This is a genomic window from Methanococcus mangrovi, from assembly GCF_054506835.1.
In genome coordinates this window covers 1143198-1166763 of the sequence record NZ_CP197114.1, presented here as the reverse complement: position 1 = coordinate 1166763, position 23566 = coordinate 1143198, and the positions used below count along the sequence as shown (strand labels likewise).

Sequence of the window (23566 nt, the reverse complement as noted above, 5' to 3'; positions counted from 1 at the left end):
ATGCAATTAAACGTATCTTTAAATGATCTAAAAAGACATGCAAAAACCACGCCTTCAGCATTTATTTCGCTGATAATATGTTTAGTATTTACTGCGTGGTCTCTCTACGTTAGTAGAAACATTTGGATACTGATTATGGCAATTCCATTTATCTTAGGTTTAACCTTAATTCCGATTAAAATTTCTCAGATGAATAAAGACTTATCAGATCAACTCCTCCCCGAATATGTGCATTATGCTGAGGAATATAAAATATCGGAAATAACCAAAGATACATTGAACCAGAGAGTCAAGGTCGTAGGAAAATTGGATAAAGTTATATATGGAATTTCTACGAAGCCAACTATTCGAATTAAAGATGATACTGGTGAAATATTCTCTAACTTAATTTCTCCTGTTCCGGAAGGAATAAAAAAAGGAGACGTTATAGAACTTTATGGAGTTGTTGCAAAACACTACAAATTTTTCGGAATAATGGGTATTCCAAAACTTTGGAAGCCTAAAATATATGGAATTGGTATCCGAAAAATCTAAATGTACATGGAGGTTATAACTTGGGAGAAAATGCAAAACCGAAGAAGAAACTCGCAATTGTGACCTGCATGGATACAAGACTCGTCAACTTCCTTTCTGAAAAGCTTGGAATAGCTCAAGGTGACGCGAAAGTAATCAAAAATGCAGGAAATATGATAACGGAAGATGTAATCAGGTCCCTGGTAGTTGCAGTATATCTACTTGGCGTTGAAGATATCATGGTTATCGGCCATACCGATTGTGGAATGGCAGCTGCTGACTTTGAAATAGTTAAAGAAAAAATGGTAGAGCGAGGTGCAAATCCAAATTTCACGCCTGATTTCGAAGCATGGCTTGGCAGAATGAACTGCGAAGAAACCAATGTTGTAGATGGTGTTGGACTTTTGAAAAACCACCCTGCATTTCCTAAAGACATTACTATCGATGGATATGTAATGGATATTGAGACAGGAGATTTAGTAAAAATAGCCTAAAAGTTTGAATGTGGATGATGCCTGACTGGCGGACACATCCCGTATCTAACCCATTAGAGTTTAACTAGCCAAATTAGCCAAATAGTTCAGATAAAATAGCCTAACTTTATCTGCCTACATAGCCTACAAGAAAATACTTAACTATATCTACCATTTTTTATATTTCAATTTATTCATTTAATCTTATCCATCATGTCATAATAAATTATAATAGCACAACTAAGATGGTGTGAACCAGTTTTAGGAACACCATCTTTTTAATCGAACCGAACCTTGCCATTTTATAACTAAAATGGTGATCAAAAAATGGAATTAGACTTTATCCATACGATTTGCCCATATTGCGGAACAGGCTGCGGTGTGGACCTCGTCGTAAAGGATGGTAAACTTGTTGGGACCAATCCTTTTAAAAGACACCCTGTAAACGAGGGAAAAACCTGTATTAAAGGTAGTTATTGTCACGAGTTTGTACACCGTGATGATAGGTTGACAACTCCATTAATCAGAAAAAATGGAGAATTGGTTGAAGCATCATGGGATGAAGCAATCGAATTGATTTCTGGTAAATTGCAGAATTATTCCCCTGAAGAAATCGGATTCTTTTCATCTGCAAGATGTACCAATGAAGACAACTATGTATTTCAAAAATTTGCAAGAACAGTAATGAAAACTAATAATGTTGATCACTGTGCGAGACTTTGACACTCGGCAACTGTGGTCGGTTTAGGGCAAGCCTTTGGTTCAGGTGCTATGACAAATTCAATTTCTGATATAGAAGAAGCAGACTGTATATTCATAATCGGTTCAAATACGTTTGAACAACACCCTTTGATTGCAAGGAGAGTTATCCGTGCAAAAGAAAAAGGAACTAAAATAATCGTAATAGACCCAAGATACACCCCAACTGCAAAACAGGCTGATTTGTACTTACAGCTATTACCTGGTACAAATACCGCAGTTTTAAACGGTATTATGCACGTACTCATAAAAGAAAATCTTGTTGATGAAGAGTTCATCAAAAACAGGACAAAAGGATACGAAGAACTTAAGAAAACTCTTGAAACATATACTCCTGAATATGTGTCAAAATTGTCAGGCGTAGCTCCAGAATTAATAGTCGAAGCTGCTAAAATGTATGGAAGCGCAGGTGCCGCATCGATACTTTACTGTATGGGTATAACGCAGTTCATACACGGTGTAAATAACGTAAAATCTTGCTGTAACTTGGCAATGATTACAGGAAATATTGGAAGACCTGGAACTGGTGTAAACCCATTAAGGGGCCAGAATAACGTTCAAGGAGCATGCGACATGGGAGCACTTCCAAACGTATTCCCTGGATACCAGGCAGTTCCTGCAAACCATGAAAAATATGCAGAAGCATGGAACACATCTGTTGATCCTAATGTTGGTCTTTCCATTCCAGACATGCTTGCAAAAGCTGGAGAACAGGTTAAATGTATTTACGTAATGGGGGAAAACCCGATGGTTTCAGACCCTGATATTCACCACGTTGAACACGCATTGAAAACTCTTGATTTATTGATAGTTCAGGATATTTTCTTAACTGAAACTGCACAAGTTGCAGATGTAGTTTTACCTGGTGCTGCATGGGCTGAAAAAGACGGAACTTTCTCAAATACTGAGAGAAGGATTCAAAGAATCCATAAAGCAGTAGAAGCCCCTGGAGAAGCAATTGCTGACTGGAAAATCGTAAAAATGATTGCTGAAAAAATGGGTCAAGGAGACTTATTTAACTTCAACACCCCTGAAGAAGTATTCCAAGAAATTGCAAAAGTAACTCCTCAATATGCAGGTGTAACTTACGAAAGACTTGGTGTAGATGGACTTCACTGGCCATGTAAAACTTGTGAAGACCCTGGAACTCCAATTCTCCACCGTGAAAAATGTTTAACACCTGACGGACTTGGAAATATCTTTGCAATAGATTATGCTGATCCAGACGAAATGGCAGATTCAGAATATCCAATGACACTTACAACAGGTAGGATCATTTTCCACTACCACACCGGAACAATGACTCGAAGAAGTAAGCACATGGCTGATGAAATAAACGAAGGATTCGTTGAAATTCATCCTGAAGACGCTGAAAATATGGGTATTAGAAATAAACAAAAAGTCAAAGTTTCAACCCGTAGGGGCGAAGTCGTTGTAAATGCAAAAGTAACACCAAATATCAAACAAGGTGTTGTATTTATGCCATTCCACTTTGCAGAAACTGCAGCTAACATCTTAACAAATCCTGCTCAGGATCCAAACTGTAAAATCCCAGAATACAAGGTATGTGCTGCAAAGGTGGAAAAAATATAATTTTCCCAAAATCGGGATTTTAAACGAGGGATATCATGAGCAATGAAATGTATTATGTACAGGCTTCTGACCCGGCAATACTCGAAAAAGGAGAATGTGGTGGTGCAGTTACTGCACTCTTCAAATATCTCTTAGACAAGGGTATTGTAGATGGTGTTTTAGCTTTGAAAAAAGGTGTTGATGTATATGACGCAATTCCAACGTTTGTTACATCTTCAGAAGATTTGTTGAGTACTGCAGGTTCTCTACACTGCGCTCCTACAATGTGGGGCGGAATTATAAAAGAATACTTACAAGATGCAAAAATTGCAGTTCCTGTAAAACCTTGCGACATGAGGGCAATTGTTGAACTTGCAAAAAGAGCACAGATTAATCTTGACAATGTCTACATGATTGGATTGAATTGTGGTGGAACGGTTCCCCCAAAAACTGCAATGGAAATGATAAAATTATACTACGAAGTAGATCCAAAAGACGTTGTAAAAGAAGAAATCGACAAGGGTAAGTTTATAATCGTTATGAAAGACGGCACCCACAAAGAAGTTAAAATGCACGATCTCGAAGACAACGGCTACGGAAGAAGAGTAAACTGCCAGAGATGTGACGAAAAAATCCCAAGGAAAGCAGATATTGCTGCTGGAAACTGGGGTGTAATCGGAGACGATGCTGGAAAGTATACCTTCATGGAAGTATGCACTGAAAAAGGTAAGCAATTACTTAAAGATGCAGAAAAAGAGGGTTACGTTAAAACAAAAGCTCCAAATCCAAAAGGACTCGAAATAAGGGCAAAAGTAGAAAGCTCGATGTTAAAAATGGGCGAAGACTACAAAAATAAATGGTTAGAAGAAAAATATCCAACGATTGAAGAGTGGAACAGGCAATGGAATAAATGTATAAAGTGCTACGGCTGTAGAGATGTATGTCCAGTATGTTTCTGTAGAGAATGCGCACTTACTGCAGACTACATTGATACAGGATCAATACCACCTGATCCAATAATGTTCCAAGGAGTTAGAATGTCACACATGGCATTTAGCTGTGTAAACTGCGGCCAGTGTGAAGATGTATGCCCTATGGAAATTCCAGTTGCAAGAATATTCCACAAAATTCAGGAAAAAACAAGAAAAGAGCTCGGGTACAGGCCAGGTGTTGATGACGAAGCACCGCCTGCTCTCGGAGGCTCATGCCCAACCCAATAAATTATTTATTAATTATTTATTTTTTAATTTTTTTAGTTCTGAAATATAACTCACAAAAGCACCTGCTGAAATAGTATCCCCAAGTCCAACGGTACTTTTTGGGTTCTCAACGATTCTTGAAGGAACTAAAATAATTCTATAATCCTCTAATTCTTTTTCTTTTGAAAGTTTTTCAACTATCTCTTTTAGCACTTTGCCGTGTTTGTTATGTGGAATTCCAAGTCCAGTTTTCAAATCATCAATACTTGAAATCTGCCCGAGGGCTGCTTTTGTTGACGCCAAAATTGTTGCAAATTCGAGAGTTTTTTCTAAAGATTCATCACTCAAAATGCCGCCTTTTTTACATAGGTACATTATATAGTACATTGTATGTACCTGCATTCCTTCTAAATCGTACTTTTCAAGAAGTATTTTTGAAGCTTTTACTACATCTTCGATTTTGCTGTGTTTTAAAATTCCTTCACTTAAATCTTCATATCCAAAAACGTGGATTATGTTTGCAATTTCAGTTTCATCCATTCCAACACAGTCGACTTCAGGCAAGATAGATTCTGCAATTTTTTTTCTCATTGCAGTGTTTTGAATCGATGCAAATTCAAAATGGACTTTTAAGTCTTTATTTTCTTTTTTTAACGATTTTATATCTTCTTTAACTTGATTTAAGTAGTATTCTGCAGTTAATCCATCAGAATATTCTTCTTTTATTGCTTGAACTCCTGAAATTATTGCACAATCAACTAAATTTCCAACTTCCGGTAGATACGGTTTCAATTCTTCTTTTATTTCAATTCGCAAATTTTCCGGGCGAGAAGCAACGATAAACCTGTTACTTTGAGGAGTTATAATTTTTTCATCGTTTAGATGAAATTCGATATCTTCTTTATATTCAAAAATCCTGTTAATTTTGAGTTCATCGTTTTTAAAAGAGTCAATCGGTTTTTTTAAAACTAGTTTTCCATTCGTAATATTGGGAAATACTAAATTTTCATTATTTTCAAACATTTCAGCTTGTTTTTTTGCTAAAATTGGTGAATAGAAAATTATTTTTTTTAAATTTAAAATTGAGAGTAAATTTGATATTATTCCAACCTGCCCTCCGATTCTCTCTTCGGTATACTTTAAATTATTAAAAAAGCTGTCGATTTCTGTGTTATTTTTTAATGGAACTTCTGCAGGTTTTCCAGATTCCATTGCGTGAATTAGTCTTGCAACAAAATCTATTGGTTTTTCAATTATTCGAGGATATTCCTCGATTTTTAAGTTTATTTCTGAATCACTGAAATCTTTTTTTAATTTTTCAATATCTGGTGAATTTGACAGGTATTTGAGTGCATCAACGTTTACATTGTATGCTAAAAAGATGGAAACGTTTGAAAAGTCTTTAAAATGGTTTATTAATTCCATAACTACGCACGCCCCATAAATTATTTAGAATTTATCGTGTATTTTCCATTAAGTTGGTATTCGCTTTTAATGTCATTAGAACCTGTTAAAATTTCACGAGCTATTTTTTTCCCGTATTCAACTGCAGGCTGGTCAAATGCATCAATCCCGTAAAGTTCTCCAGAAATTGCGGTCTGCATTTCATACATCAGGAAAAGTTTTCCCAGAGTGATTTCATTTAATTTTGAAAGTGAAATCTTTACATTTGGAATATTATTGTGTGTCATCGAGTTTTCAGTTCCAAACAGTTCTGAAGTAATTACTTCTGATAAATTATGGCCTGAAAGACTGTGTTCATATTCATACTCGATTTTTAACTCATTTTTAAACTTGTCAACTTTTAAAAATGTGGTAATTTTGTCATTGGGGCCATCCATGTATAGTTGAAGCTGGGAATGCTGGCTCGTTGCACCAACTGCAATAACGGGAGTCTGTCCAAAACCTTTTTTTCCCAAACTCTCAGCCCAAAGCTGTCCATACCACATTCCAAAACTTCTAAGCCTTTCAATATATGGCATCATTACAGAAACTGTTTTTCCGCGATTGTACATGATTTTATGAATTACCGCGTTCATCAAAGCAGGATTTTTGAAAATATCTTCGTTTTTACAGGATTTTTCTATACTTTTAGCACCATCGATTAATTTTTGTATATCCACGTTAGTACATGAAAGGGGGGCAATCCCAACTGAGGAAAGAACAGAAAATCTTCCCCCGACATTTTCGGGAACTTCAAAATGTATGTAATTTTCTTTTTTGGTAAGTTTTTCAAGTTCCCCACCGCTCGTAATCGAAACAATATTTTTTTCTAAATCAATGTTTTTCTTTTTCATCAAATTTCTAACTATAAAGAAATTTGCAAGTGTTTCAACGGTATTTCCAGATTTACTTATGACAAATACGAGGGTTTTTTCTAAATCGATATTATTTAATATATCAAAAGTTTTTTCAGGGTCAGAATTGTCCATATAAAATATTCTTGGGAGTTCATATCTCGATTTAAAATTTCCAAGTATTCCTGTCTCAGCAGCCCTTAAACCCAAATTTGATCCGCCTATTCCAATAATAAGAATATTTTCAAAGCTTTTGGAGTGCTCTTTTAATTCATAATATTTATCTAAATTATCATTTAAAACATCTAAAAATCCAAAATTTCCGTTAAGTTCTTTTTGTTTTAAAATTTCAATAATTTTTGAAGATTCATTGTTAAATGATTCTAATTCTCTATTATTAATTCCTAAATTGCCCAAAGTTTCTTCCATTACATTATCGTATTTGAAGGATAGTTCCCCGTTCATCGTACTCCTCCTGAAAAATAGTTATGGTTATTTAGAAGTAGTGTTTGTACATTGCACCGCCAAAAAGTGCCCTGTATCGTTCAGCGCTGTCGTTATTTTGCCAGCTCAAGTTTTTTTGTACGTGGTAGTAGCAGTTTCTAATTAACATTGATAAGGGGCTATTTTCTTCGTAAGGACTTTCTGGGCAGTGTACATGTTTATAATTTATAAAAATACATGCTTCTTCCAAATTATAAAATGACCAGTAGAGCCCGTGTTCGATACCCCATTTGAACCCAAATTTATCATAGTCATTAAATAAAACACCTGTTGCTATATCAAAATTTGGATTTTTATGTGGATCAGGATGAAGTGAAATTACAGTATCACTTAATCCTCCAGTATTTCTTGCAATTACTGGAGTTCCATAAGACATTGATTCCATCTGTGTTAATCCGCAAGGTTCCCAAAGAGACGGCACAACGGTCCAGTCACATCCTGCGTATATAATTGGAACTATCGGAGGACAGTGTCCAACAAGAGCCATGATTTTATTTGGGTAGCTTTCTGCAAAGTCTTTTATTTTTTCTTCTATTGATTTTTCCCCTTTTGATAAAAGTACAAAATTAGCGTTATTTTCTTCTAATACTTCAGGCATTGTTTCAAATATCAAATCAAAACCTTTTTGATATGTTGCACGACCAACAAATCCAATTAATGGTGTTTTTAAGTCCCCTTTAATATTTCCATATATTTCAACGTCACTACCTGAAATATTACTTTTGTCCATATTGTTCCAATCATTAATATATTTTTTTAAATTTTTACATTTACAAAACCACGATTCTTTTATTTTTGGTTTTACAACTGTTGCATTAGAGATATTATAGTTTTCAATATAGCAGTAATCTTTTGGATTTAGTTTTTTGTTGCTTAAATTTGTCATTCTTTCGATAATCGATTCTGGAGAGTAAATATCAGTATCTATTCCATTAATTATCCCGTGAAATGGTTTTTCTTTAGATAAATTCTTTAAAAAATCTAAATTCCGTATTTCTTCTGCATGATTTGGACTTACAGTATTAAATGCATCGCTAAAGTATATTCCATGTTCTAAAAATGAGAAAATGTGTCCTTTGTATTCAATTATCGGGCCTTTGAAAGCTTCGTTATGGATTGTAAGTGTTGTGGGCATGTTTAATTTTTCATGGCATTTTGCAATTGCAAGTCCACAAGGCCAGTCGTGGCCCGAAACACATTCAATGTTTTCAATGTCTGAGAGAAAGGATACAACTAAATCTGCAAAAATTTCGTATTTTATCGGGTCCCAACTATCGAGTGAATTGATTTTTGGGTTACTGAACGCGAAAATTTCAAAATTGGAACTTGGATGAACTGTTTTTATCACTTCAAATAAAAATTTTGAACCTTGATATTTTATTTCTATTTTTTTTATAATTTCATGAGGTCTTTTTGAAATTTTATTCTGGTGGTCAAAAGTTAGTACAAATACCTCGTTTCCCAAAAATTTCAAAAATTTTGGTAAATCTTCTAAAATATCTCCGAGTCCCCCGATTGAAGTTAATGGTGCTATTGTCGGTGTCAATATAGCTATTTTCATAAAAATACCCCTTTTACAATTATCCCGTATTTTTATATGCTAATGAAAATATATGTTTAATAGAGAATATATTAGTTTTTAATCGTTGAAGGGGAGTAAGTGGAAAAATGAAGGTATCCATCGTTACCTGGGAATACCACCCATTAATGGTTGGTGGTTTAGCAGTACACTGTAAAGGGCTATCTGAAGCACTCGTGAGGGCGGGAAACGAAGTGGACGTTATAACTATTGGTTACAACCTTCCAGAACATGAAGAAATAAATGGTGTAAACGTTTACCGTGTAAAACCAATTTCACATAATAATTTTTTAACGTGGGCAATGTTCATGGCAAATGCTATCGAAAAAAAAATAGGGAGTTTGGGTGTTGAAAATTATGATGTTATACACTGCCACGACTGGATGACCTCGTTTGTAGGTACAAATTTAAAACACACTGTAAAAAAGCCCTATATCCAGTCAATCCACAGTACTGAACGGGGAAGGTGTGGTGGAGTTAATTCAGAAGATTCACGAGCAATAAATGACATAGAGTGGTGGGCAAGCTACGAATCAAACCAGCTTATTGCAGTAAGCCATTCTATTAAAGATGAGCTGTGTCATGGATTTAATACGCCTTGGGAAAAGGTAAATGTGATATATAACGGGGTAAACCCTTGGGAATTTGATTTTAATGGAAATGATGATGAAAAATATAATTTCAGACGAAATCTTGGGGTAAATGATAATGAAAACATGATTCTTTATGTTGGAAGGCTTGTTTATCAAAAAGGGGTCGAACACTTAATAAGGGGATTTCAAAAATTTTTAATTGGGCACCCCAATTCAAAACTGATAATTGCAGGGGAGGGGGGTATGCAAGGACATTTAGAACATTTAGCATGGGTTCTCGGATGTAGAGATCGGATTATCTTTTTAGGATTTAAAAACGGGGATTTTTTAAAAAAATTGTATAAATATGCGGATGCATGCGTTATTCCTTCAGTTTATGAACCATTTGGGATTGTTGCACTTGAATCGATGGCTGCAGGAACTCCTGTTGTTGCAAGTGATGTTGGGGGCCTTAGTGAAATTATAAATCACGAGTATAATGGTGTTAAGGTCTATCCTCGAGATGCAGACTCTATTGCATGGGGACTTGATAGGGTAATTTCGGACTGGGGATTTAGAGAATGGATAATTAAAAATGCAAAACACGATGCATACACAAAATACAGCTGGGATGCAATTGCAAATCAAACAATGCAAGTTTATAAGCGTGCAATTGATATGATGAAGCAATAAATTCTTATAAAACTTGATTAATATATTTAATAGGATTAACTTATGATTTTTACATTTTTTATTTTATTTAACTAATTTTTCAATAGATTCAGGGTGGGGCTGATGGTTGGAATTATCGGAAATGGGAATATCCTTGCAAAAATAGATGATTCAGGGTCTATTGAATACATGTTTTACCCGAGCCTTGGCTATGAAAAACACATTTTTGATGCTTCTTTTGCAATTTACAATCACGGTCTAAAATGGGCGTGGGACAATGACTGGGATATTAATCAAAGTTACGTGAAAGATACGAATATTTTGCGCACTACTTACGAATGCAATGAATTTTTGATGGAAACAAGGGATTATATCCCAATTTCTCATAATATTATAATAAAACAGATTTCAGTATCGAATAAAACCGATGAAACACAGGATTTAAAATTATTTTTTTATGAAAATTTACGAATGGGAGAGATTCCGGAAGAAAATACGGTACAGTATGTAAAAGACCGCAAAATGATCATGAAATACGATGGAACGTATGCAATGTGTGTTGGAAGTGATAAAAAAATAGATTCTTACCAGTGCGGGGTTCGTTCGTCTGATAGAAGTGCTTTAATTGATATAGCAAATGGAATTTTAAAAGAATACTCTACTTCTTCAGGTTTAATAACAGATAGCGCTATTTCATGGAATTTAAAACTGCTTCCAGGTCAAAAACAGTCGGTTTCAGTATATATTATCATGAACAAGTACGATGGGGATTATCATAAATTAATGGAAACGATGGATTCGATTAAAGTTGTTATCGACAACCACGAGGACTTCTACCAGCTTACAAATTCGTACTGGAAAAATTTGCTCGAAACAACGATAAGTAAATTAAGTGCAAATGAATTAAACCGGGTTTCAATGTGTGAAGATTTGTGTAAACGTTCCCTTTTAACGCTACTTTTATTATGTGATAGGGGTGGTGGAATAATGGCTTCTCCTTCGCTTTATCCAGATTACAGGCATGTATGGTGCAGAGATGGGGGATACATTGCAGTTGCACTTTCTCTTTGTGGACAGTCAAGCATTGTTGAAAAATATTTTGAATGGTGCAGAAAAACCCAAAATGAAGATGGTTCATGGGTTCAGAGTTATTATATCAATGGAATTCCAAGGTTAACCGCAATGCAGATCGATCAGGTTGGAACAACTGTCTGGGCAGCGCTGATTCATTATCGGAAGAGCGAAAATGAAAAATTTTTGCGTAAAAACTGGGCAATGATAAAAAAAGCAGCAAATTATCTTTCAAATACAGCAATAACTCTTTATCCAAGCTACGACCTCTGGGAAGAAAAGTATGGGGTTTTTACATACACGATAGGCTCTATTTATGGGGGGTTAAAGTCAGCAGTAGAAATTGCAAAAATTTTGGAAGAAGATGGCGAATTAGTTGAAAAATGGCAAAACGCATTGAAATTTTTAAAAGAAGATGTGGTTGAGAAAATATATGTAAATGATGAAAACCGGTTTTTAAAGTCAATGCATCCAAAAGATAATGCTTTAGATTCAAGCATACTTGGAATAAGTTTTCCATTCAATTTAGTAAATGCAGACGATCCAAAAATGGTTGCAACAGCGGACCAGATAGAGTCAGCATTTAACTATAAAGTCGGGGGAATTGGACGATACCCCGAAGACGTTTATTTTGGTGGAAATCCTTGGATTATAAATACACTCTGGCTTTACATGTACTATGAACTGCTTATATATAATCTCTCAAAAAATAAATCAATTAAAAAAGAAATTCTGGATAATTATCGTGAAAAATGTTTAAAACTGTTTGATTGGGTGTGTAATTACAGTTTTAGCGGTTTGATGCCTGAACAGGTACACAAAGACCTTGGAGTTCCAATTTCAGCAATGCCTCTTGGCTGGTCTCATGCAATGTTTATAATTGCAATTCATGGGGATTTTGAGCTATTAATTCCATAAATCAAGATATATTATATACTATTAATAACACTATTTTATGTAGTTTTTATATAGTTTAAATCTGTGGGGGATAACTGTGTTGCTGTCTCTTAATTTTGAGGTCCATCAACCAAACAGGCTCAGAAAATCTGTAAATATGCATAGCGAAGATTTATGGAACCGCTATGTGGACGTAGAATTGAATAAAGAAATTTTTAACAAGGTAGCTGATAAGTGTTACATTCCATCAAACATGATAATGCTTGAATTAATCGATAATTACGATATCGAGATAGCTTACAGTATTACCGGTGTTTTTTTAGAGCAGGCTCTTGAATTTAATGAAGAAGTCGTTGAATTGTTTAGAGATTTAGCAAAAACTGGAAATGTAGAATTTTTAGGTGAAACGTACCACCACACATTATCAAGTCTTTTTGAAGACCATGAAGAATTTAAAGAGGATATCCTTGATCATAAAAAATTGATAAAGGAACTTTTTGGGTACAAAACCACGACTTTTAGAAATACTGAATTGATTTTCAACAACAAAATTGCAGAAACAATTAAAGAGATGGGATTTAACGGGATGTTTACAGAAGGTGCTGACCGTATTTTAGATTGGAGGTCGCCAAACTATGTTTACAGTTCATTATCGGGATTAAATGTACTTCTTAGAAACTATAATTTAAGTGATGACATAGGATTTAGATTTTCTTCACGAGACTGGAAAGAATACCCCTTGATGGCGGATAAATATGCAAGCTGGCTTTCAAATACTCCTGGAGACTGCATAAATTTGTACATGGACTACGAAACTTTTGGTGAACACCAGTGGTTTGATACAGGGATTTTTGAATTTTTAAGATACCTTCCAAAAGAGATAGAAAATTATGAACATATTGAATATGCAACACCTTCTGAAATTCTTGAATTGTGTACTCCAAAAGATACTATTGATGTTTTTGAATTTTCAACCCTCTCGTGGGCGGATTCAGAACGGGATTTGAGTGCATGGCTTGGAAACAGGATGCAGCAGTTATCCTTCCAGAAATTAAAAGAAATAAGGACTTATTTAGGTCACTATTTAAAACGTTTTGATGAAAAAGAGCGAAAAGAGTTAATAGAATATAAAATCTATAAGAATATGCAGACCAGCGATAATTTTTACTACATGTGCACGAAAGGTTTTAATGATATGGATGTTCATTCCTATTTCAGCCATTTTTCAACGCCATATGATGCATATGCAGCATATCTGGATGCATATTATGATTTTAAAAATCAGATAGTTTTGAAATTACTTTCAACCTACTTCAAGTAACAAGTGATTATTTATGTATGAAAACACGAACAGCGAAGAAAATAATGTCAATATTCAAAGTCAGAACATTGATATTCAAAAATTTAAAAAATATATCCGAACTGAAAAGAAGGTAGATGAGAGACCAAAAGTAATTGTAATGGGCCGTTCAAATGTCGGAAAATCAACTTTTGTAAAATTTGTAACTGGAAAGAATGTGCGGGTAGGAAAAAAGCCCGGAGTTACATTAAAAATTAGCGAATATGATATGGGAACGTATATTTTGGTAGACCTTCCAGGTTTTGGATTCATGGAGGGAATAGAAAAAAAAGCACAGGAAAAAATTAAAGACCAGATTATACACTATGTTGAAGACAACAAAGACACAATTGCAGCATCAATTCACATACTTGACGCTAAATCGTTTATAGATATTGTTGATAGGTGGGACAGCAAAGGTGAAGTTCCAATTGATTTAGAGATGGCTGATTTTTTAGAAGAACTTGAATTAAACCCGATATTTGTTGTAAACAAGATGGATAAAATAAAAAATTCTGAATGGGACAGTCACCTTGATAGGGTTTCAGAAACACTTGGATTTTTACCCCCTTGGAGACAGTGGCTTGATAATTTTGTTCCTGCAATAATGAGAGATAATTACGGAATTGATGGGATAATTCACAGGATAAATAAAAGAATAAATGGCTTTAAAAAATCAAAGAAGTAAAAGACTTTTTTTAATTTTTTGACATTTTATAGTTTAAGAAATGTTTATATATCATTAGATAGATGTATATTGTAGCACGCTTATAGAATGGCTTTTTTATAAACACGAAACATATGGAGGAACAATTATGGCACTAAGACCAGCAAGATGTTACAGAGACCCAGCAAGAAGGTCATACACAAGAAAAGAATACGTAAGAGCAGTACCTCAACCAAAAGTTGTTCACTACGTTATGGGTAACTCAAGCGTTGAATTCCCAGTAGAAGTACAACTTGTATCAAAATCAGATATCTTGATAAGACACAACGCTTTAGAATCCTCAAGGATTGCAGGTAACAAGTACATTTTGAGTGAATGCGGTAGAACAGGATACTTATTCAACATCAGAGTTTACCCACACGAAATCTTGAGAGAAAACAAAATGGCTGCAGGAGCAGGTGCGGACAGGATTTCCGATGGAATGAGATTATCATTCGGTAAAGCTGTTGGAACAGCTGCAAAAGTTAAAAAAGGACAGGAAATCATCACAATTGGTGTAAACCCTGAAAAATTCTACGCTGCAAAAGAAGCATTAAGAAGATGTTCAATGAAATTGCCAACAGCATGCAAAATCGTTGTAACAAAAGGACAGGACTTAATTAAAGATTAATTAAGTATTTTCTATTTTTAAAATAAAATTTTTTTTAAAAAATATAAGTTTTTTAAGATTATTCATCATTTTCAGGAACTTCTGCTCTAACAAATTCTTCTTTTCCTTTTAATAAACTCATTGTAGCATCAATTCCCATTTTTGCGGTTAATTTGTTTTTATGGTCTGCTGAGGGGTCTAAAGACGATCCTTTAGCTCCAGAAATGATTATAATATCTTTATCACTTTGAACTCTTGTAGCAACCGCGTATTCTACATCGTTTGCATCGTAGATGTTGATGTCGCTATCTACAACAGTTACGTGTTTTAAACTTGGGTGTGCTGCAAGTGCTGCAAGGATTGCGTTTTTACCATCGCCTTCTGTTTTTTTATCAATTGAAACAACAGCATTTAGCCAGCAGCATCCGCCTTGTGTCAAAGCAACATTTTTAAGTGATGGAACGGTGTTTCTTATTCCTTTGTACATTCTTGGCTCTTGGGGAAGTCCCATCAGGATTTTGTGTTCGCTTCCTCCGGGAAGTAGCGCGTGGAATATTGCATCTTCTTTTCTCCTAAGTGCAGTTATTTTAATCAATGGCTGTTTTCTAATAACATCGTATGTTCCAGTAATATCAACAAATGGTCCTTCATCAACCATTTCTGCCGTAATTTTTCCTTCGATAATGAATTCTGCTTCAGGAACTTCTAAATCAACGGTTTTACATTTTACTAAATTTAATGGTTTTTTCATTAACGCAGAAGCGTACTTTAATTCGTTAAATGAAACATCTCCTGAGGTTGAAGCTGCAAGTAAAACTGCAGGATGAACTCCAATAACAATTGCGCAGTCCACTTCCCCATCTCCAATATTTTTATTATAAATGTAATGGAGGTGTCTTTGTTCAACCATCCTAATTGCCAAGTTGCCGTCAGGCCTGACTAAAATCCTGTGAATTGATGCGTTTACTCCTTCATCTTTATCTTTTACGATAACTACTCCTGAAGTTAGGTATGGTCCAGCATCTTTTCCGTAGTATGTTGGAATCGGGTAATCGTGAATTTTTTCTAAATCATCATCGATATAGAGTTTTTCTAAACTTTCATCGATAATGAATTCTCCCTTTTTCTCATTGTCGATTGATTCAACCATGTGTTTCATTAAATCTTCTTTTTTAATGCCGAGACTTTTTGCAATAACGTCTCGTGTGCATAAATTTCCAATAACTGGGTATCCATTCACGTCTTTAATGAAAACTGGTGTATCGTCGTTTTCTTTTAAAATTCTTGAAACCCCAAATTTTTTGGTAGATTTTTCAAAAACAAGCTTTTCAATAGAATTTATGAGGTTTTTTACCATATAACCACCTGAAAAGTAAATTAAACAAAAATAAAAAGATTATCGTTTTTTTCTAGCAATTTCTTTACTTAATTTTTCACCGGTATCGTTCAACCTGCTTGCAACACTTCTTGGAACGTTGCCTTTTTCAGATAATATCTTTCCAATGGTTCCAGACAATAAAAAAATAGCAAAGGTGTGTTCTGATTTAGTCCTGTGGATATGATGGGGCCTTATATTTAACTCATCATATTCTTTAAATGATTCCTCAAGTTCAACTCCAAATTTTCTCGCCAAATCTTTTCTCATGTAAACCAAGAGCTGGTGTAACTGGATGAGTTCATCCTTATGCATTCAATCACCTTTAAATTTAAAAAGAAATTGTTTTTTAGGCTACAATTTCATCAAATGAAAATAATCGAAGATTTACTGGTTTTTTAGTAACATTTATTTCTTTTCCAACAATTATCGGGGTTTTATCATATAGTAAATCCACTATCTTTTGACTTATTGGCATGTCTGCTGCAAAAAAGTCCATTTTTTTGATTTCATGGATATTTGTTAGAAATTCTTTAAACGTGTTTGTCTTTTCGGTTCCATCAACAACAAACGTAACGTTACCGGTATTTTTAATGCTATCGACTATTTCTTTGACACCACTGAATTTTTTTTCAGATCGAAGTTCATTGTTTGCATCAACATCGATAATATCAGTTTCTACTTTTTTCACTGGTTCTACAATAATTGTTTCTTCTTCGACCACTTCCTCTTCAAAAACAGGTTCAACAACTGGAGTTTTAACCTTTTCAAAGTATTTCGGGGTTATTGGTTCAATTACTTCTTCGGAAATATTTGATTCAATAATTTCAGAAATATTGCAATTGTTTCCAGTAATCTGTTCGACAGGAACTTTTGCCCTTAAACATTTTATTATTTCTTTTTTCGAGGTTCCTTCAACTTCTTTTCCGTAAGGCGCTCTTGCAACGTAGTCTATATCGCAAGTTTGGAGAAGTTCTTTTAAAATTAATTCTCCCCCTCTATCACCATCGGTGAAAGCAGTAGTTGTTTTTTTCTTTGTTAGTTCCATAATTGATTTTGGAACTGATGTACCTTCAACAGCTACCGTATTTTTAATTCCGCATCTTAAAAGATTTAAAACGTCAGCTCTTCCTTCAACAACAATAATAGAATCGGAATGTATGATATTTGGACCACAAGGAAGGTTTTCTGGCCCATATTCCATAATTTCTTCTGTTCTTAATGACTCTTTGATTTCTTCTGTTATTTCGTAGGTGTCAATCATTTCGTCCATTAATTTTCTTAAAATAGACCTGGCACGGTTTGTGATATACTGTCTTTTTGAGACCCGAATATCTTCAACTTCTGTTATTTTAACAGTGGCAAAACAGGGTCCAACTCTGTCGATCGTTTCAAGAGTTGCTGCAAGTATCGATGTTTCAACTTTGTCAAGGCTTGAAGGCAGCGTTATTTTGGCAAAAGATTTTCCGTTGATATTTTCAAGGTCAACGTCGATTCTTCCGATTCGCCCACTTTTTTGTAAATCTCTCAAATCGAGTTCATTACTAAGCAATCCTTCGGTCTGACCAAAAATTGCGCCTATTACGTCGTGTTTTTCAACGTAACCGTCTGCAATGAGTTCGGTATATATGATATATTTGGTAGTTCCTAAATCCATAAATGATCCTCCTAAAGAAGTTTGACCAACCAGTCTCAAAATCCAAATTTTCTCGAAACAGTAATCTAATCTTATCTATGTACTTATAATATTTTTTGTATATAAAATTAATATGGGAATTTCTACTGAATTTTCTTTTATTTTTTTTTAGTGGTCTGTTATCACCCAATCATACCGAAAAGTTTATATATGAGATACTACAATGTGTACTATGCTCTGAGATGAGTGAGAAAGGGAATAAAATAGCGGCTTTGATGTAGACTGGTATCATACGGCCCTGCCACGGCCGATACCCGGGTTCAAATCCCGGAGGCCGCATCTCTAAAGTTAGAACGTGCGCCAGTGGTGTAGCCTGGTATCACTTTGGCCTTCCAAGCCAGTAACTCGGGTTCAAATCCCGACTGGCGCACTTTTTATTTTGGACGTATTAATTTATTGATTTAGATTAATAAATGATATGGTCTTATATATTTCAAAATCTTCTATTTTCAAATATAATTAATCATTTTTATGGGGATTTTTTGAAACTTGTAACCCTGATTTTTTTCATAGTAATTTTAGCTTTATCCGTAAATTTTTCTATATATTCTTTTGAAGATAATTCTAAAGTTAATGAAAAAAATCTTTTTGAACCGATAATTTTAATTCACGATGTTAGCCCCGTTTATTTAAAAGATTTAATGGAAATCGATGGGGTAATTAGCAAATATGGGTATTCTAAAAACACATACCTTTTTTTGATAGTTGACCACGCAAATGATAATCCCTTGGAAGAAAATCATGATTTCGTTAAATATATTCGATATCTTCAAACAAAAGGATACAATGTTGAATTACACGGGTATGACCATATTGGTCGGGAATTTGACTGTAATTATACAACAGCGGTTGAAAAAATAGAAAAATCTCTTGAAATATTAAATTACTACAAAATTGATGGTATTTCATGTATTCTTCCACCAAGATATGGCGTTTCCGAAGATTCGAAAAAAGCAATGTTTGAAAAGAATTTTTCAGTAATAATTGGCGCATGTGCTTTTGAAATAAATAACAGTACAGTTTGTGGATACAATATTACTAATAAGGAATATACTTGGTATCTTGAAGAAAATAATACTTCAAATCAATTAGATTTGGCTAAAGAGGAATATTTGGAATCAGAATGTAAATATTTCCTTTCAATACATCCAAGGGCGGTAAATTACGGTGGAGGTATTGAATTTTTGGATGAATTCCTGAAGTTTACGAAAGAAAAAAACGCATTTAATAACGAAAATTCAAAAAAAGATATTTATTCCTATTTTGGAATTAAAAAAATAGATTTTAGTTAATTTTGGAATTTTTATATGGATTTTCCATCTTTTTCTTTAAGTTAGCAGATTCTTTTGCTATATTTTTATTGTAAATATTTCCAATTCTTTCAACTGCATCAAGCGTATTTATCGCAGTTTCAAGGTATGAATAGATATCTCCGCTATATGTTTGAAGATTTAGCGTATCGTGAATGACTTTGGATATTTGAAGCGGTGTTTTTTTGTTTATTCTTAAATTAAGAACTTTTTTGGAATTGTAATTAATAATATCCTCTTCAATCATTCCATCAAATTCGATCAACCACGGCAGTATTTCGTCTCTAAGGGTTTTATCCTTTATTTTTTCAAAATTTTCTTTTATTACTTCGAAGGCATCGGTAAATCTTGTTGGAATATTTGTATTTGTAGTTTTTGTGATTTTATTCTTTAAGTTTGCTGGAATGTACACATTTTCAAATGGTGAAATAGATACTACCAAATCAATAGGGTTTTTATGCAAATTTTTCCGTATTTTTTCAGCATCTTTTGGATACAAAAATGAAACTGATGTTGCATAACCGTATCGAGTTGTATTTATATTTTTATTCTGTAAATCAAGCATCTGAAAGCCCAAAAGCGATTCTAAAACATAATTTAAACCCAAATTTTTTCCAAGAACTGAAACTTTTGAAACATCGGAAATCGTAACTTTGTTTTTGTAATTTTTAATTGAACAGACGTTTGCTAAAACCTGTTCGAATTCTTCATCTTCGCTGTATTCCAAAGAAACTTCTTCAGGTTCTGAATTTAATAATTTAAATGAAACTTCATCCTCTGAATTTTCCATTTTAGCGTGATATTTTTTACCAATTTCAACGAGGCTGTAAACTTTTCCTTTATCGTGCATTCCTTTTCTTCCAGCTCTACCACACATCTGCTGGAACTCTGAAGGGTTTAACCAGTCGCCACCCATCGCAAGGCTTTCTAAAACAACAGTGGACGCTGCAAAATCAACTCCTGCCGCAAGTGCTGCGGTAGTTACAACGCACATCGTTTTCTGCTTTAAAAAATTATCTTCAACAGTTCGCCTTTTAGAATACTCCATTCCACCGTGGTAGTAATCTGACTTTATTCCTTTGGTGTTTAGATAATTTGAGATGTATTCTGCTCTTTTTCTTGAAAATGTAAATATTAAACTCTGGCCTCTAAACCCATATTTTGATTTTGAACCAAATTCCTGTTTAACAATATCGTTTACAAGATTTAACTTTCCATAATCGTTTTTGGTGAAAATCAAATGTCTTTCAAGAGGTACTGGCCTTCCATTGTATAAAACAAGTTTTGATCCAAGTTTTGAAGCGAGTTCTTCTGGATTTCCAACCGTTGCCGATAGATATATCATTTGGCAGGTGAATAAGTACCTCAATCTTCCAATAAGGCCGTCAAGACGTGCACCACGTTCATCCATGTTCATAGAGTGAACTTCATCAATTACAACGGTTCCAACGTCTTTTAATTTACCTGACCTTATCAAATAGTCTATTCCTTCGTATGTTCCAATTATTATGTCAGAATCGATACTCGAATTGATGTCGCTTCCTTTATTTTCGGAAAGTCTTCCCATTCCAACTCTTAAAGATACAGAATAACCTTCTTTTTCGTATCTATCTTTAAATTCAACGTACTTTTGATTTGCAAGAGCAACTAATGGTACCAAAAATAAAAATTTACCCTTTTTTTCAGAGATGTTTTTAATTCCTGCAAGTTCTCCAATCAAAGTTTTTCCAGATGACGTTGCAGAGGTAATTAAAAGATTATCATTTTTTAAAAGCCCAGCTTTTACAGAAAGAGTCTGAACTGGAAGTAATTCGTCTATTCCTCTATTTTTAATAATTTTTTTTAAAAAATCAGGAATTTCAAGTTCATCAATGCCATAATTTTTTATGTCATCGTCGGTGTTTCCAGTTAAAACATCGTATTTTGTAAGTTCTGGATTTTTAAGTGGATTTTTAGACTTGAAAAGTTCAATTACTTTATTCGCATCCTTAAATCTCCTAAGTAATTTTTCGATAAACTCTTCGTTAACCGCGATTTCGTGTTTTACTTCGTCAATTGCACATTCAAGGCAGGTCTCGCTGTTGTATATTTTGTATTTGTCCGTAATCTCGCTAAATTTTCCTTTGATAATACAAAATGGGCATAAATCAATGTATTTATATTTAATATTGTTTTGTTTGAGGAATTCTTCTAATTTTAACGATTCTTCATCAGTACTTAAAAGAACTTTGTTTGATTTAACGAAATTTAATAATTTTGAGGGTTGTATCGGGTTTACATTTCCTGCTTTTTCTTCTCTACATTTATAGAGGGTAATTTTATTATTTGCAGGCCTTATTATCCCGTAATATGCCTTTTCATCGGTTAAATCAACAAATTGGATCTCTTCTTTCTTTTTCTTTAATTTTCTCACAATAATCATGGATTCACCAAATAATTACTAATAAAAACCATAAATTACAGATAATATTATAAATGTATGAAAATGGTACAAAGCTATATAATTTAAAGGTATATAATAAAATGGTGGTAAAATGTCTGTTGCTTTAAAGAAGTTTTTTTCAAAAAAGGGTCAATTAAGTCTTGAATTTTCAGTTCTGGTTCTTGCAGTCATTACCGCGGCAATTCTTTTAGGATACCACTTGATTACAAGTTCAAAATCGGTTCAGGAATCAAATATCAATACGATTAATAATACACACAATGTCGCAATGGATGCTTTAAGTGAAGTTAGTTAAATAATTAACTTAGAACATGTTAACAATCGGGATAATATGAAGTTAATTGGAATTACAGGAATGCCTGGGTCTGGAAAAAGCGCAATTACAAAATTGGCAGAAAAATACAAAATAACTGTCGTTTCAATGGGTGATGTTGTAAGGCACGAAACATCAAAACAGGGACTTACATTAAATCCCGAAAATGTTGGAAATACTGCGGTAAAACTTCGAGAAATTCATGGAAAAGAGGCAATTGCGGTGCCTTGCCTTAAGTATGTCAATGAAAAATATAACTGTGAAGATTTTGTTATAATTGAGGGAATTCGGAGTATATATGAAGTTAATTATCTTAAGAAACATGCTGAACTTGATATTATTGCAATTCACGCTTCGCCAAAAACCCGGTTTGAACGGTTATCTGGTAGAAACCGTGAAGATGATTCAAATGACTGGAATACTTTTGTTGAAAGGGACGAAAGAGAATTGAATTTTTCAATTGGAAATGTAATTTCACTTTCTGACTACATGGTTGTAAACGAAGGAAGTTACGATGATTTTATAAGCGCCCTTGAAAAAACGTTTAAAAAAGTAATTACGACAGATTAATTTTTAAATATTATTTTAATTTTTTTTGTCAGATAAGTAATTTTTTGATAATTCATCTATTTTATCCCCTGTTAATCTGTAAATTAACCAGTTATCCACGGGAACTGCACCCATTTTTTCGTAGAATTTTCTTGCAGGGTTCCAGTCTAAAACTACCCATTCAATTCTTCCGCAATTTCGCTCTTTTGCAAGATTTGATAAATATTCAAATATTTTTTTCCCAAGTCCCATTCCCCGGAATTCTTCTTTAATATATAAATCTTCGATATAAATTCCTGGTTTTCCAAGGAATGTTGAGAAATTGTGGAAAAATAAAACAAGACCAACAGGTTCTGAACGTGCTTCAACAATTAAAGCTTCTGCGTACTGTTTTTTTCCAAATAATGATTCTTTTATTATTTCTTCTGTTGCAAGAACGCTGTCTTCTAAGTTTTCATATTTAGCGAGTTCTTTGATAAATTTAAGGATTAATGAGACGTCTGAAACTGTTGTTGGTCGGATATTAATTTTTAAATTATTATTCACAGTAACACCATCGAAAGATTTTAATAAACAGTTTAATTCTATATACTTAAAAAATATAAAAAAGGTAGGGTATGAAACAGTATTTGCCAGTTTTATTGCTCGTTTTATCAAATATTTTCATGACTTTTGCGTGGTATGGGCATTTGAAGTACAAAATGGCCCCACTTTGGATTGTTATATTTTTAAGTTGGGGGATTGCATTTTTTGAGTACTGTTTACAGGTTCCAGCAAACAGGATCGGTTCAAACTACTTTACGACAGCACAGCTAAAAGTAATTCAGGAAATAATAACTCTTGTGATATTCAGTATTTTTTCAGTAATTTACTTAAAAGAGGAATTTCGGTGGAATTACGCAGTAGGATTCTTTTTTATAATCCTTGCAGCAGTTTTTATCTTTAAAAAATGGTAATCTTTTAAATTTTTCAATAATATGTTTAAAAAAGTGTAAATACTTCTTAAATTTCATTTTTAAAATGTTGACGAGCCCGGAGGGATTTGAACCCCCGACCACAGGGTCCGAAGCCCTGTATTCTATCCAAGCTAAACCACGGGCCCAAAATTATATATTAT

General features: G+C 33.8%; 21 protein-coding genes and 3 tRNA genes. 15 read left to right on the top strand and 9 right to left on the bottom strand.

Annotation, left to right across the window (positions count from 1 at the left end; translation table 11 throughout):
• The 4 genes from ACS5L2_RS06190 to ACS5L2_RS06175 all read left to right on the top strand — a co-directional run bounded on the left by ACS5L2_RS06190 (position 1) and on the right by ACS5L2_RS06175 (position 4537).
• Positions 1-534, top strand: a complete 534-nt coding sequence (locus ACS5L2_RS06190) for a hypothetical protein (RefSeq protein WP_459201156.1) — start codon at positions 1-3, stop codon at positions 532-534.
• A gap of 20 nt (positions 535-554) precedes the next feature.
• Positions 555-1007 carry a beta-class carbonic anhydrase gene (locus tag ACS5L2_RS06185; RefSeq protein ID WP_459201155.1) on the top strand — a complete coding sequence of 151 codons (453 nt, stop codon included), beginning with the start codon at positions 555-557 and terminating at the stop codon, positions 1005-1007.
• 306 nt (positions 1008-1313) lie between these two features.
• Positions 1314-3338: a formate dehydrogenase subunit alpha gene (gene fdhF, locus ACS5L2_RS06180; RefSeq protein ID WP_459201154.1), complete on the top strand. Its 2025-nt coding sequence runs from the start codon at positions 1314-1316 to the stop codon at positions 3336-3338.
• 35 nt (positions 3339-3373) lie between these two features.
• Positions 3374-4537, top strand: coding sequence for a Coenzyme F420 hydrogenase/dehydrogenase, beta subunit C-terminal domain (locus ACS5L2_RS06175; protein WP_459201153.1), 1164 nt, complete (start codon positions 3374-3376; stop codon positions 4535-4537).
• A gap of 12 nt (positions 4538-4549) precedes the next feature.
• Here the strand turns inward: ACS5L2_RS06175 and pfkC are convergent, their stop codons facing one another.
• The 3 genes from pfkC to ACS5L2_RS06160 are packed head-to-tail and all read right to left on the bottom strand — an operon-like array spanning position 4550 to position 8878.
• Positions 4550-5941 carry an ADP-specific phosphofructokinase gene (gene pfkC / locus ACS5L2_RS06170; RefSeq protein ID WP_459201152.1) on the bottom strand — a complete coding sequence of 464 codons (1392 nt, stop codon included), beginning with the start codon at positions 5939-5941 and terminating at the stop codon, positions 4550-4552.
• Positions 5942-5961: 20 nt separating this feature from the next.
• Positions 5962-7278 (bottom strand): glucose-6-phosphate isomerase, encoded by a 1317-nt coding sequence (gene pgi / locus ACS5L2_RS06165; RefSeq protein ID WP_459201151.1) that lies wholly within the window; start codon positions 7276-7278, stop codon positions 5962-5964.
• A gap of 31 nt (positions 7279-7309) precedes the next feature.
• Positions 7310-8878 carry a glycogen synthase gene (locus ACS5L2_RS06160; RefSeq protein ID WP_459201150.1) on the bottom strand — a complete coding sequence of 523 codons (1569 nt, stop codon included), beginning with the start codon at positions 8876-8878 and terminating at the stop codon, positions 7310-7312.
• Positions 8879-8985: 107 nt separating this feature from the next.
• Here ACS5L2_RS06160 and ACS5L2_RS06155 point away from each other — a divergent pair, with 107 nt between their 5' ends.
• From ACS5L2_RS06155 to rplJ, 5 genes are all read left to right on the top strand, one after another.
• The gene (locus tag ACS5L2_RS06155; protein ID WP_459201149.1) at positions 8986-10161 is read left to right on the top strand and encodes a glycosyltransferase family 4 protein; all 1176 of its coding nucleotides are present in this window, start codon (positions 8986-8988) and stop codon (positions 10159-10161) included.
• Between the two features lie 102 nt (positions 10162-10263).
• Positions 10264-12129 carry a glycoside hydrolase family 15 protein gene (locus tag ACS5L2_RS06150; RefSeq protein WP_459201148.1) on the top strand — a complete coding sequence of 622 codons (1866 nt, stop codon included), beginning with the start codon at positions 10264-10266 and terminating at the stop codon, positions 12127-12129.
• 76 nt (positions 12130-12205) lie between these two features.
• Entirely contained in the window at positions 12206-13429 is a 1224-nt protein-coding gene (locus ACS5L2_RS06145; protein WP_459201147.1) for a glycoside hydrolase family 57 protein, read from the top strand.
• Positions 13430-13442: 13 nt separating this feature from the next.
• Positions 13443-14135 (top strand): GTP-binding protein EngB, encoded by a 693-nt coding sequence (gene engB / locus ACS5L2_RS06140; RefSeq protein WP_459201146.1) that lies wholly within the window; start codon positions 13443-13445, stop codon positions 14133-14135.
• Between the two features lie 127 nt (positions 14136-14262).
• Positions 14263-14784: a 50S ribosomal protein L16 gene (rplJ, locus tag ACS5L2_RS06135; RefSeq protein ID WP_459201145.1), complete on the top strand. Its 522-nt coding sequence runs from the start codon at positions 14263-14265 to the stop codon at positions 14782-14784.
• A 58-nt stretch (positions 14785-14842) separates the two neighbouring features.
• Here rplJ and ACS5L2_RS06130 read toward each other — a convergent pair whose 3' ends face one another.
• The 3 genes from ACS5L2_RS06130 to dnaG are packed head-to-tail and all read right to left on the bottom strand — an operon-like array spanning position 14843 to position 17795.
• On the bottom strand, positions 14843-16120 hold the full coding sequence (locus ACS5L2_RS06130; RefSeq protein WP_459201144.1) for a UbiD family decarboxylase: 1278 nt from the start codon (positions 16118-16120) through the stop codon (positions 14843-14845).
• Between the two features lie 39 nt (positions 16121-16159).
• Positions 16160-16453: a UPF0058 family protein gene (locus ACS5L2_RS06125; RefSeq protein ID WP_459201143.1), complete on the bottom strand. Its 294-nt coding sequence runs from the start codon at positions 16451-16453 to the stop codon at positions 16160-16162.
• Between the two features lie 34 nt (positions 16454-16487).
• Entirely contained in the window at positions 16488-17795 is a 1308-nt protein-coding gene (gene dnaG, locus ACS5L2_RS06120; protein WP_459201142.1) for a DNA primase DnaG, read from the bottom strand.
• Positions 17796-18040: 245 nt separating this feature from the next.
• On the opposite strand from dnaG, the gene ACS5L2_RS06115 reads away from it, so the two are divergent.
• From ACS5L2_RS06115 to ACS5L2_RS06105, 3 genes are all read left to right on the top strand, one after another.
• A tRNA-Gly gene (locus tag ACS5L2_RS06115) sits at positions 18041-18113 on the top strand.
• A gap of 18 nt (positions 18114-18131) precedes the next feature.
• Positions 18132-18204 (top strand) — tRNA-Gly (locus tag ACS5L2_RS06110).
• Positions 18205-18316: 112 nt separating this feature from the next.
• Positions 18317-19126, top strand: coding sequence for a DUF2334 domain-containing protein (locus ACS5L2_RS06105; RefSeq protein ID WP_459201141.1), 810 nt, complete (start codon positions 18317-18319; stop codon positions 19124-19126).
• Here ACS5L2_RS06105 and ACS5L2_RS06100 read toward each other — a convergent pair.
• Positions 19119-21566, bottom strand: a complete 2448-nt coding sequence (locus ACS5L2_RS06100; protein WP_459201140.1) for a DUF5814 domain-containing protein — start codon at positions 21564-21566, stop codon at positions 19119-19121. The genes ACS5L2_RS06105 and ACS5L2_RS06100 overlap by 8 nt on opposite strands.
• A gap of 112 nt (positions 21567-21678) precedes the next feature.
• On the opposite strand from ACS5L2_RS06100, the gene ACS5L2_RS06095 reads away from it, so the two are divergent.
• Positions 21679-21882 (top strand): class III signal peptide-containing protein, encoded by a 204-nt coding sequence (locus ACS5L2_RS06095; RefSeq protein WP_459201139.1) that lies wholly within the window; start codon positions 21679-21681, stop codon positions 21880-21882.
• A gap of 36 nt (positions 21883-21918) precedes the next feature.
• Positions 21919-22470, top strand: coding sequence for an AAA family ATPase (locus ACS5L2_RS06090; protein WP_459201138.1), 552 nt, complete (start codon positions 21919-21921; stop codon positions 22468-22470).
• A gap of 15 nt (positions 22471-22485) precedes the next feature.
• Here ACS5L2_RS06090 and ACS5L2_RS06085 read toward each other — a convergent pair whose 3' ends face one another.
• Positions 22486-22995, bottom strand: a complete 510-nt coding sequence (locus tag ACS5L2_RS06085) for a GNAT family N-acetyltransferase (RefSeq protein WP_459201137.1) — start codon at positions 22993-22995, stop codon at positions 22486-22488.
• Between the two features lie 71 nt (positions 22996-23066).
• Between ACS5L2_RS06085 and ACS5L2_RS06080 the strand changes: the two genes are divergently transcribed.
• A complete protein-coding gene (locus tag ACS5L2_RS06080) occupies positions 23067-23405 on the top strand; it encodes a DMT family protein (protein WP_459201136.1) in 339 nt (112 codons plus the stop codon).
• A gap of 71 nt (positions 23406-23476) precedes the next feature.
• Here the strand turns inward: ACS5L2_RS06080 and ACS5L2_RS06075 are convergent.
• Positions 23477-23551: transfer RNA gene (locus tag ACS5L2_RS06075), tRNA-Arg, on the bottom strand.
• Positions 23552-23566: the final 15 nt, after the last annotated feature.

Bases quoted from the DNA above. Each gene is read 5' to 3' on its own strand.
- ACS5L2_RS06095 (WP_459201139.1), top strand. From the start codon at position 21,679: ATGTCTGTTGCTTTAAAGAAGTTTTTTTCAAAAAAGGGTCAATTAAGT.
- ACS5L2_RS06155 (WP_459201149.1), top strand. From the start codon at position 8,986: ATGAAGGTATCCATCGTTACCTGGGAATACCACCCATTAATGGTTGGT.
- ACS5L2_RS06125 (WP_459201143.1), bottom strand. From the start codon at position 16,453: ATGCATAAGGATGAACTCATCCAGTTACACCAGCTCTTGGTTTACATG.
- ACS5L2_RS06090 (WP_459201138.1), top strand. From the start codon at position 21,919: ATGAAGTTAATTGGAATTACAGGAATGCCTGGGTCTGGAAAAAGCGCA.
- engB (WP_459201146.1), top strand. From the start codon at position 13,443: ATGTATGAAAACACGAACAGCGAAGAAAATAATGTCAATATTCAAAGT.
- ACS5L2_RS06190 (WP_459201156.1), top strand. From the start codon at position 1: ATGCAATTAAACGTATCTTTAAATGATCTAAAAAGACATGCAAAAACC.
- ACS5L2_RS06150 (WP_459201148.1), top strand. From the start codon at position 10,264: ATGGTTGGAATTATCGGAAATGGGAATATCCTTGCAAAAATAGATGAT.
- pfkC (WP_459201152.1), bottom strand. From the start codon at position 5,941: ATGGAATTAATAAACCATTTTAAAGACTTTTCAAACGTTTCCATCTTT.
- pgi (WP_459201151.1), bottom strand. From the start codon at position 7,278: ATGAACGGGGAACTATCCTTCAAATACGATAATGTAATGGAAGAAACT.
- dnaG (WP_459201142.1), bottom strand. From the start codon at position 17,795: ATGGATTTAGGAACTACCAAATATATCATATATACCGAACTCATTGCA.
- rplJ (WP_459201145.1), top strand. From the start codon at position 14,263: ATGGCACTAAGACCAGCAAGATGTTACAGAGACCCAGCAAGAAGGTCA.
- ACS5L2_RS06130 (WP_459201144.1), bottom strand. From the start codon at position 16,120: ATGGTAAAAAACCTCATAAATTCTATTGAAAAGCTTGTTTTTGAAAAA.
- ACS5L2_RS06175 (WP_459201153.1), top strand. From the start codon at position 3,374: ATGAGCAATGAAATGTATTATGTACAGGCTTCTGACCCGGCAATACTC.
- ACS5L2_RS06080 (WP_459201136.1), top strand. From the start codon at position 23,067: ATGAAACAGTATTTGCCAGTTTTATTGCTCGTTTTATCAAATATTTTC.
- ACS5L2_RS06100 (WP_459201140.1), bottom strand. From the start codon at position 21,566: ATGATTATTGTGAGAAAATTAAAGAAAAAGAAAGAAGAGATCCAATTT.
- ACS5L2_RS06160 (WP_459201150.1), bottom strand. From the start codon at position 8,878: ATGAAAATAGCTATATTGACACCGACAATAGCACCATTAACTTCAATC.